The organism is Frankia sp. AgB1.9 (genome assembly GCF_016786355.1).
Classification (GTDB): Bacteria; Actinomycetota; Actinomycetes; order Frankiales; family Frankiaceae; genus Pseudofrankia.
The window spans coordinates 5832-15982 of record NZ_JADWYX010000157.1 but is presented as its reverse complement, the minus strand read 5'-3'; the positions used below and the strand labels follow the sequence as shown (position 1 = coordinate 15982).

The 10151-nt window shown below is 69.8% G+C and carries 7 protein-coding genes and 1 tRNA gene; 1 reads left to right on the top strand and 7 read right to left on the bottom strand.

Translation table 11 applies throughout. From position 1 onward, the window contains the following. From fxsT to I6A60_RS36950, 6 genes are all read right to left on the bottom strand, one after another. On the bottom strand, positions 1–3204 hold a 3204-nt coding region (gene fxsT, locus I6A60_RS36975), incomplete at its 3' end, for an FxSxx-COOH system tetratricopeptide repeat protein (RefSeq protein ID WP_203021927.1). Positions 3205–3831: 627 nt separating this feature from the next. Then, positions 3832–5028 (bottom strand): hypothetical protein, encoded by a 1197-nt coding sequence (locus I6A60_RS36970; RefSeq protein WP_203021928.1) that lies wholly within the window; start codon positions 5026–5028, stop codon positions 3832–3834. Further along, complete coding sequence (locus I6A60_RS36965; RefSeq protein WP_203021929.1) at positions 4952–5632, bottom strand: hypothetical protein; 681 nt, start codon at positions 5630–5632, stop codon at positions 4952–4954. Before I6A60_RS36965 ends, I6A60_RS36970 begins: the two co-directional genes overlap by 77 nt. Beyond that, on the bottom strand, positions 5625–6089 hold the full coding sequence (locus tag I6A60_RS36960) for a hypothetical protein (protein WP_203021930.1): 465 nt from the start codon (positions 6087–6089) through the stop codon (positions 5625–5627). The genes I6A60_RS36965 and I6A60_RS36960 overlap by 8 nt, the downstream gene beginning before the upstream one ends. Before the next feature lie 242 nt (positions 6090–6331). After that, the gene (locus I6A60_RS36955) at positions 6332–7429 is read right to left on the bottom strand and encodes a hypothetical protein (RefSeq protein WP_238437024.1); all 1098 of its coding nucleotides are present in this window, start codon (positions 7427–7429) and stop codon (positions 6332–6334) included. A 596-nt stretch (positions 7430–8025) separates the two neighbouring features. Continuing rightward, a complete protein-coding gene (locus I6A60_RS36950) occupies positions 8026–8466 on the bottom strand; it encodes a hypothetical protein (protein ID WP_203021932.1) in 441 nt (146 codons plus the stop codon). 953 nt (positions 8467–9419) lie between these two features. Between I6A60_RS36950 and I6A60_RS36945 the strand changes: the two genes are divergently transcribed. Continuing rightward, positions 9420–9848: a hypothetical protein gene (locus I6A60_RS36945; protein WP_203021933.1), complete on the top strand. Its 429-nt coding sequence runs from the start codon at positions 9420–9422 to the stop codon at positions 9846–9848. Here the strand turns inward: I6A60_RS36945 and I6A60_RS36940 are convergent. Beyond that, positions 9830–9914, bottom strand: a tRNA-Leu gene (locus tag I6A60_RS36940). The two genes, I6A60_RS36945 and I6A60_RS36940, sit on opposite strands and share 19 nt — an antisense overlap. Between the last annotated feature and the right edge of the window lie 237 nt (positions 9915–10151).

Genomic DNA, 10151 nt, shown 5'->3' with positions numbered 1-10151 from the left:
CAGGGTCCGAGTGTGATCGGGGCCAAATAGCTCTCGCCGCCGGTCGAGGACCTCCTGCTCCAACTCCCGGGCACCCGCATAATCCGCCGCCGACCATAACGTGACGGCCAGGTCGGCCATCGCGTCCAGGGTCCGAGTGTGATCGGGGCCAAATAGCTCTCGCCGCCGGTCGAGGACCTCCTGCTCCAACTCCCGGGCACCCGTGTAGTCCCCAGCGTTCCGCACCGTCACGGCCACGTCCGCCATCGCGTCCAGGGTCCGGGGATCGTCGGGACCGAGGAGCTCTCGCCGCCGGTCGAGAACCTCCTGCTCCAACTCCCGAGCACCCGCATAATCCCCAGCGTTCCACACCGTCACGGCCAAGCTGGCCATCGCTGCCAGCGTCCGAGTGTGATCGGGGCCGAACAGTTCTCGCTCTCGGTCCAGGACGTGCTGTTCGAGTTCCCGGGCACCCGCGTAGTCCGCCGCCCATCGCGATATCACGGCCATTGCCGCCATCGCGTCCAGTGTGTCCGGATGGTCGGGGCCGAGTAGCTCTCGCCGTCGGTCGAAGACATGCTGCTCCAACTCCCGGGCACCCGCGTAATCCGCAGCGTCCCGCAGCGTCACGGCCAGGTTGACCATCGCGGCCAGCGTGCGGGGGTGGTCTGGGCCGAGTAGCTCCCGACGTCGATCTAGTACCCGCTGTCCAAGCCGCGTGGCCGCTGCGTAGTTGCCGATCTCTCGGGTGATTTCGGCTAGGTTGACGACTGCTTCGAGTGTATCTGGATGATTCTCTCCAAGCAGTTGTTCGCAGCGTTCAAGTACTCGCTCCGCGAGTTGCAGGGCGGTTCTGTAGTCTCCTTCCGTGCGCACTGTTCCTGCGATTTCAGTTGTTGCCTTCAAGGTGTCAGGGTGATCTTCGCCGAGCAACTCGCGACGCCGGTCGAGGACCCACCGCTCAAGCGCCAGAGCTCCCGTGTAGTCGCCGATTTCTAGCAGTGTTGTCGCGAGGTTAGCCGCGGCTTTCAACGTGTCCGGGTGGTCTTCGCCGAGTAGCTCCAGCCGCCGGGCAAGAATTCGCTCCTCGTATCGGCGAGCAGCAATATAGTCGCCAGCTTCGCGAAGCGTCGTGGCGAGTTCGGCCGCCGCGTCCAAGGTATTTGGGTGATCATCACCAAGTAGCTCTGTGCGTCGTTCGAGCAGTTGTTCCTCAAGGAGCTGCGCCGCAGGATAATCGCCGAGCGCCCACAGTGTAGTCGCCAGCTGCGTCATTGCTTCGAGCGTGGCGGGATGGTCGTCGCCGAGCAGTTCACGCCGGTAGGTCAGAATCTGCTCTTCTAGGGTGCGCGCGCCAACGTAGTCCATCAATTCGCGTAGTGTCGCGGCCAGTTCTGCCCGGGCGGCAAGTGTGTGGCGGTGCGCCTCCCCAGCGGTGGCCGACCAGGCTCGGCATGTTTGCTCTGCGAGAGCACGGCCACTTCGGTGGTCACCTATCCGACGCAGGTACCAGATGGTAGAAACAACGAGATCACGCGCTGCGTCGTCTGAGCAGACGATCAGGTTGGTGGCAGTCAGGTGGGGATAGATCTGGGCGAGCCGCTGCCAGCCACGAGGCACTGTACGGTCGGCTGGATGCGCTGCCGCCAAGAGACGATGCGCGGCATTCCGCAGGATGTCTCGTCGCTCGGAATCGGTTTCGTCTCGCAGTACCGCCTGGACGAGGCGGTGCATGACGACGGTTCCACCGACGGAACGAACGAGCGCGAGACGAACCAGTTTGCCGACTGTCGCCGAATACCTGAATGGGTCGATCGCCGCCGGCCGTAGCTCGTCGGGGAGCAGTTCGGCGACGTCTGCGCGGATCAAGTCGACCGGGATCGGCTCAGGTCCGAAGTGGGCCCAAAGTTGGGCGAGCGCGACGGCGGTCGGATCGTCCAGTCTGTGCAGCGTCACCGTCCAGGTGGTCGCGACCGGTTCCCTGCCAGCAGGTGCACCGTGGCTCATCACAGTCTGGGCGCGCGACCGTAGCTCTCGTTCATACACGTCAGCCGGCATCCCGGTTTCCGCCAGCCACGCTCCGGCCTGCTCCAAGGCGAGCGGGAGCCCGTCGACCGCGTCCGCTACAGCCAGCGACGCCACCTCATCCAGACCGGCCGCACGGCTACGAACGAGGCGAGCCGCCTCCTCCCGTGGCAACACGCTCACATCGATCGGAGTCGCGACCCCTGACCAGCGGCTATCCCGACTGGTCAGGACAACGTGGCCTCCAGCCCCGCCGGCGGCGGACAGCAAGGCTCGCAAGACCGGCATGTCCGGCAGCACGTCAGGCCCTGCGGCGTTGTCCACTATGACCAGCCACGCCGCGTGTTGTTCTGCACGACGCAGGCTCTCGACCGCAGCGTCCGCAGAATCCTCCGCCTTGCCCTCCACCGCGACGCCAAGCCGCTCGGCAAGCCCGGCCAGGCCCGCGACGATCAGGGCTGGTTGTTCGGCGTCGACCCACCAGACCACGTCGTACGAGCGCCCATACCTGTAGGCGTACTCAACGACGAGCTGCGTCTTCCCGACCCCACCCATGCCGTGCAGCGCCTGCGGCAGCACTGGAACCGCCCCAGACCCATACGCCAGCCGGTGTCGCAAAGCCGCCAACTCGCTGGCACGGCCTACGAAGTTCGGGTTCCGCGGCCACGGCATACGCCAGATTCCGGACGGCCGGCCCGGGAACCGCGACGCCTCGACGGGAGGCACAGTCCCAGCAGGAGGAAAAGGCGGCCGGTTCGCCGGCTTCGCTCGTTCACCAGACCGCACCGCCCGGGCCGCCGCCAACAGCCGCTCCCGCGCAATCTGCTCCGCCACACCGACCAACGTCACATCGACGACCGAGCCGAGCAGACCGTCGTCACGTGCTGCCCCCACCCGCACCGGTAGCAGCTTCCGACCGTGCCCCGACGGATCAGCGCGCAGAGCGGCCAGCCGTTCCACCGCACCCCACTCCGATGCGAGGTAATCAGGCGAGACAACCGCCACCGTGTGGGCGCTACGCCGCACCGCCTCATCGACCCGCGCCGGCCAGTTGTCACCCGTGAGGATGTCCCAGGCCTGGACCACGACCGAGTACCCTGCCGCCTCCAACTCCCAGGCAACCCACTCCGCCCACGACCGGTCGACTTCCGTGTACGAGACAAAGAAGTCCCAGGCCGCTGACTCACCCCCGTGACTCACACGGTCAGTGTCCCACCACGATCAACAGCTGCTACGGTCTACGACCAGATCGGACCGCTCATCGGCGACAGTCCGAACCCACTCTCGTCCACCGCTGTCGGGTGCTCAGCAGGAAGCGACGTGCACTCGGTGACGACCACCCCGACATCTTGGGCAGCGCGAGCACCCTCGCCGATCAGCCACCCGAGACGGCGATCATGCGGGTACGCGGGTGCAGGCCGAGGACACCCTCCGCCCGTCACCGCTCAGTGACGACCACCCCGACACCTAGAAAAGCCTCCGGGTCCTGCGCTGGATAGACGATCAGACGTAGAGAGCCTGACCGGCCCTTCAACGAAACATGCAGGTCAGAGCCTTCTGTGGTGGCGAAGTAGCCGGTCCGCGACTCATGGCCGATCTTGACAAATGGTGCCCTTGACTTGGCCCGCCAAGACTGGCAGAGAACCTAACAGCTACCGAGACGGTAGCCCACACACGCCGCTGGACGCGTCGGGCCGTTCCCGCGAAGCTGGCACCGGGGATGGGATGCGCAGAGTCCAGGCTTGTGCCGCCCGGTCGGTCGAAGGGCTGGCTGCGTGACCGTCGTCGATTCCCTTTGGGACATTCCGATCATGTCGTCGAAACGGCCTATGACCTCGACGAAAGTCTGGGACAACACGCGACGGCTCCACGTAAACGCCGTTCGCCCGTTCGTGACCTGGCTGCCCGACCCCGACAACGCGCCCCAGGATGCGGCCCGTCAGAGACCAAGCTCCGGACGGAGGTCGGCTGGGGACCCGGGTTGCCGCCTGGAGGTATCGCTTCGAGCGCCTGTCTCTGTGCCTCGCCGCCAGCGGGCGGCGGGCGGTGCTCGGTCGGGCCGCCGAGCAGGGTTGGGGTGTGGAGGCTGGCGAGTGCGGCGAGGGTGGCGCGGGATTCGGTTCCGGTCAGTCGTAGCCGGTTCGCGTGGGGGTTCAGCATGGTCCACAGGTCTGGGTCGGGGTGGCGCAGGGCTCGTTCGAACAGGTCGGTGTCGCAGACGATCACGCCGTGGTGGGGGTCGAGCAGCCGTACCTCCCGGCTGCGTCGTGCCGGGTCCAGCGACCGCAGGGTCGGGGACTTGGCAGCTGCTTGTGCTGGAGGGTCGATCGACGGGCCGGTGAGGCGCGCGGTCCGGGCGGGCAGCGGTTGCGGTCCGGGCAGGCCGGCGCAGCTTGCGAGCAGCTTTCGTGACAGCCGTATGGCGTCGACGTAGGAGTGCAGCAGTTCGGCGTCCGGTTCCGCCGGCGGGCCGTAGCGGCCGCCTGGCATGGGAGTCAGCAGCAGCCCGTCGCTGTGGAGGCGGCTGACCGCGGCGTGGCTGGCGGCAGCAAGGTCGGGTAGCACGAGCGCGGCGCGGCGCGCCATGAGCAGCGCGGCGTAATGATCAGCGTCGGCGGGCGTCTCGATCGCGTCGATCTGCTGGCGTAGTTGGCCGGCGAGTTCGACGGTCTTCAGGCCGTCGAAGCCGAGCAGGCGCCGCGTGCCGAGCAGGTGGCGAGTCTCCTCCCACGCTGCCGCCGCCGCGTGGGCGCTGTTGGTGACGCGGCTGTAGGCGGCGTGGGAGGCGCTGCGACGGGCCATGAGAGCCGCGTTCCGGCCGGCGAGACTGCCGATGGCAGCGGCGAGGTCCGCGATCGCGTAGAGGCCGGCTCGTGCGGGCCGAGCGGGTGGCTGGGCGAGGGTGAACGCCGCCAGGCGAAGCCGTTCGAGGTTCTGCTCGAAGAGTTCACCACCTGCGGCTCCGTGCGGTGGGGGTCTCGTCGAGGACGGCGAGGTGGTGCTGGCTGTCGTCGTGGCGCGCACCGAGCTGTGCCGCCGTCGCCCGCGCCGGCGCGAGCCGGTCCAGTGCCTGCGCGATGCGCAGCGCCACGGCTGGCCCAGCGCTGTCGGGTAGGTCGGCAGGTCCGACGGGGTCTGCCGCGCGGAGAAGGTGTGCCCGCAGATAGGCCGCGCGTCGGGCTGCGGTCGAGATGACAACGGCGACCAGCGCTCCGAGCCGATGTGCTGCCGCGGTGATGACCTCGGGGCGGGCCAGCGTGGCGGCGTCCGGGCTTCGGGGCTCGCCGGCTGGGCCGATCTGGAGCGCGAGCAGGTCGTGCGCGAGCCCGAGCGTCCGCGCTGGCTCCCGCCAGGCCGAGTCGGGGTGGCCCTCGCTGATCGGCAGCAGGTCGGTGGCGGCGAGGACCGCCTGGTCCAGACGTCCGGCGAGCCGGAGCGCCGGGTTGTCGGCCGGGCCCGACCGGCCGAGGAAGCGGACGTGCCGGCCGGCGAGCGCCGCCAGCCCGATCAGCCCGAGCGCGTCCCGCAGCGCCTCGTCCGGCCGGACCGGCGGCGGCCGGGCCGCGGCGTCGGCGATCTGCCATCCGGCCGTGTCCAGTAGGCCGCTGTAGCTGGGCGGCTCAGGCATCGTCGGCGAGGACCCTCAGCGCCGTACGGATGCGATCCTGCGCCCGCAACACCGCCGCCGGGTCCGGCGCTATAGGCAGGCAGACACCGAGCGTCTCGAATGCCGTGACCAGCACCGCGCGTACCTCGCCTCGGCCGACCGGGCCATCGTCGGCGCCGGCCCGGGGCGTGGGCAGCGGCAGCCAGGCCAGCTCCGCCCGACGCAGCTCGTCCCCGGCCGCGAGGCACTCCACCCCGGCCCACGTCGCCAGGCCCGCCGAGGCCAGCGGCTCGAACAACGTCCCCGCGGCCGCCACCTCCAGCAGGAGCCACGCGGTCCCCAGCGACGCCTCGCGCTGTGCGGAAAGCGCCGCGACCATGCCACGCCACCGGGCAGGGTCCGTCTCGTAGGTCAAACCCAGTGCCGGCGGCGGACCGGTGCCGGCCGAAGGGGTGTCCGTCGCTCTGTCACGTTCCATTGCCGAGCTACCTCACCTGCGGTTGATGTCGGCCAGCGCGACGCTCACTCTCCCGGCTCCCCGACGGGTAGACGGACAGCCTGTGGACAACCGTGAAGGGCCCAGACCTCGCCACAGCCCTCAGGCGAGGAACGCCGGCCCGAACTGGTCGAGGGGCCCGGTGAGGGCCACCTTGAGGACCCAGACCAGACGCGAGGTCACCGACGAGGGCCGCCGCGAGGACCCCACCACCGGCCCGTCCGTCAGAGATCAAGCTCCGGGACAGAGCCAGCGACTGGCTCGCCGGGCGGAGGCGGTTCGGGGGAATCAGCTGCACCACCAAGCCGCGGAGGCGAGGACGGACCTGCCACCGCGAGCTGATCAGGGACGTACCTGGCGACCAACGCGGCCAGGATGATCACGTGTTCGTCTCCGAACAGCGTTACCCTGCGGGCGTGTGAGCACAGTATCGCGGCCAACTCGCCGCCCGGGTGGCGCAGCGCCTGTTCGAACCTGGCGGCCTCGCATGTCACCACCCCGTGGCGGGGATCCCGCGCACTGATCTTCCCTGACCGGCGTGCGTGATCGAGGTCCGGTGGTGGCGGCGGGGTAGCAACGACCAGTGGCGTCGACCGGTCGGCCAGGTAGGCGGCGCGGCCCGCTAGCGGCTGCGGCCCGGGCAGCGCGGCGCACGCGGCGACCAGGTCACGCGAGACCCGCTCGGCCCGCTGGTAGGCCCGGACCAGCTCCGCCCCGCTGCGCGCGATGCGGCCCTGTGGCCTTGCCGACGGGGCCGCCCTCAGCTGGGACTCCGCGAGCAGCAGCTGGCAGGCGGCCTGACTGCTCGCGGCGAGCTCCGGCAACACGAGAACAGCACGGCGCGCCGTCACCAGCGCCGCCCGCCGGTCCACACCGCCGGAATCCCGCGCCGCCGCGGCGCCCGCCAGCTCGACCTGCCGGCGCACCTGCCCGGCGATCGCCGCCGCGGCCCGGCCGTCCAAACCCAGCGACCGCAGCAAGCCCAGCCGTTGATGCACCGCCTGCCAGGCCGCCACGACCTCTTGCCCCCGCGCTGCCACGGCGGCGTACGCGCTGCTGGCCTCGCCGCGGCTACGCATCCGCGCCCAGCCCGCCAGGCCGCCGGTCCAATCGCCGATCGCCACCGCCAGGCCCGCGAACTCGACCAGCGCCGGCTGATGTGCCCGCGCCGGCGGACGAGTCAGCTCATGCGCGGCCAGCCGTAGCTGCTCCAGCGTGTGATCGAACGGATGGGCGACCCGATCCCCATACAGCGGCCGAACATCATCCAAGACCTGCGGCAGGTCTCCCCGGCGGAACTCCTCCACGATCAGATCCACCATCGGACGCAAACCCGCGACCGAATCCAACGCTCGTGCGGTACCCAACGTGACCGCTGGATCCTCGGACGCAAGCACCTCCGTGGGCCGCCCGTCCGCTGACGGCCGGGCGAGGGCCATCAGGTGCCGACGCAGTGATCCAGCCCGCTCCGCCGCGCTGTCCGCGACCGGCCCAACAAGCGACGCAAGCGGAACAGTCGCCGCCGCGACCGCGCCACGATGCGCGAACGCCGCCGCGTCCGGCCCCTGCGGCTGCCCCTCAGGACCCAGCTGCGACGCCAACAGATCATGACCCAACCCCAGCAGATCGATCGCCGCCCGCCACGCCCCACCAGGCTCAACCGGCCCGGACGGCAACCCGCCACGCGCTGCCTCCACCGCCCCCTCGATCTGCCAGGCCAGTTCCAACGCCGGATTCCCCGGCCCCGCTACCTGCCCGAGGAACCGCGCATGCCTACCCACCAACGCGACCAGACCCACCAACTCAGCCGCGTCCCAGGCGGCACCGTCACCCGGCACCGGCAGCGGAGTCACACCGGCCGTCGCCGCCGCGCGGCGCGCGGCGGCAACCAAGGCGCCGTAAGTCAGCGGCTGCGCCATCACCCCAGCTCCGCCAAGGCCCTCCGTGTGGCGATCACAGCCTGAGCCACCGGCACCGGATCCGCCGCAGTCGCGACCTGAGCGCGCAACACCTCCACCGCGGCCCGCAACACGACCCGGATCTCCTCCCAGCCCAACGGGCCACAGTCCTCCGCCGCCCCCACAGACACGGGCGATACGGCCGCGTGCACCCCGGCGAACTCGAGCTCCCCGATCGCCCGCGTGATCTCCGTGCGCGCCCGCAACGCAGACGGTTCCCCCTCCAGCGGAGAAGCGAGAAGCCCATCCAGCGCGTGATACAGCAACGTCAACCCCGACCCGAGAATCGGAAAGCCGGCGGCCAGCAGGCCCTGGGCAGTACCACGCCACCAGCCGACGTCCAAACACCCACGAAGACCGGCCTCAGCCGCCCCGTCGAAATCCGCCTCGTCCCGCTCCATCCGGCACCTCCAATAGGCCCTGCAACATCAGCCCCAGTCCAACATCACGAACCCGAAGAGGACCAGGCCCCGCGAACAGCTGTGGAAAACCCTCCGCCGCACGGTCCTCAGGAAGGCCATCCCCAGAACACCGCGAACCGCATGACGAGCCACAAACGCCGAGGCCATTCACGAGGACTCATCTCACGGCGCGATCGCACGTAAGGGCCACCGCGATGGCGCCCCGCAGGAACGACGCCCACATACCCCGCGGCCTGACCGACCGCTCCCTGATTCACCGACCACCGGCGTCCCAGCAGACGACTCCCGGCGCCGCCGCAGCAGGTCAGCGTGGACAACGCAGGCAGGTAGTCAGTCAGTCCACCGTCGCACCGAGCGGCGGCTGGCCAGACAAGAAGCCGCGCCAACGAACCGATGTGCTTTCCTGTACTCGGCGGATAAACTCGCAGGTCAGCAAGCGTCGTCCCCGCCCGCGCGGGGTTCTTCCGCCCTGAGCGAGCCGGAGACTGCGCGAATCCTCGTCGTCCCCCGCCCGCGCGGGGATCTTCCCCCGGCCGGGCAGATGTCGCAGAGCATGGTGTCGTCGTCCCCGCCGCGCGGGGATCTTCCCTTCCCGGCCACCCAGCCCGTCCGCGGGACCGTGTCGTCCCCGCCCGCGCGGGGATCTTCCCATGGGCCCGTCGGTGACCGGTGCGTTCACCACGTCGTCCTCGCCCGCGCGGGGAACTCCCCCTGTCCGCGACGGCCTCGTTCACGGTGGTCCCGTCGTCCCCGCCCGCGGGGATCTTCCGTCAGACACCAGGCAGCTCATGCGACGTCAGGCAGTCGTCCCGCCCGCGCGGGGACCTTCCCGTCACGCAGCTGCTCGCAGACGCCCACGCCCTGTGGTCCCAGCACGCGCAGGGATCTTCCCGGTAAGAGCGTGGCCGGCGTGAAGCGGGGGCTGTCGTCCCATGGTCGCGGCCCAGTCCAGTCCGGCATCCGACGACCCCGCCGTAACACAGGCACGACGCACGATCGAGGAGAGCAACGCCAAGCTGACCCGCTACCGGGCGGCGTTGGACGCAGGAGCCGACCCCCATGTCGTGACCGCATGGATCGCACAGGCCCAAGCCGAGAAGATCGCCGCCGAGCGCCGCCTCCGCCAGGCCAACGAGGACCAGGGAAGACAGCTGACCCGCGACGAGATCAGCGAAATGATCAACTCACTCGGGGACATCGCCGTGGCGCTCTCTGCCGCCGAGGCCGCTGAAAAGGCGGAGCTGTACCGCCAACTCAACCTGCGCCTGGCCTACCAGCCGGCAACCAACACGGTGCGAGTCGCCGTGAAGATCGACTCTAGCTACCGTGAGGTAATGGATCGTGTCCGAGGGGGGACTTGAACCCCCACGCCCGTTAAAGGGCACTAGCACCTCAAGCTAGCGCGTCTGCCATTCCGCCACCCGGACCGGTGACCCGGGGCGCCGCCCCGGTGCGAACCAGATGCTACACGGTCCGACGGGGGGTCTGACGCAACCCCAGACCATGAGAAGATCAAGAAAAGCCATCCGTCCACGGACGGCTTCGGCCGCCGCTCCGCCGGGAGCCGAGGCGGGCCTGGCCGCTGCGTGGCGGGCCTGACTTGGCCATGATCGGGTGGGTTTGGGGGGGGCCCGGGGGGCCCCCCAGCCCCCCCGCGAGGAAGG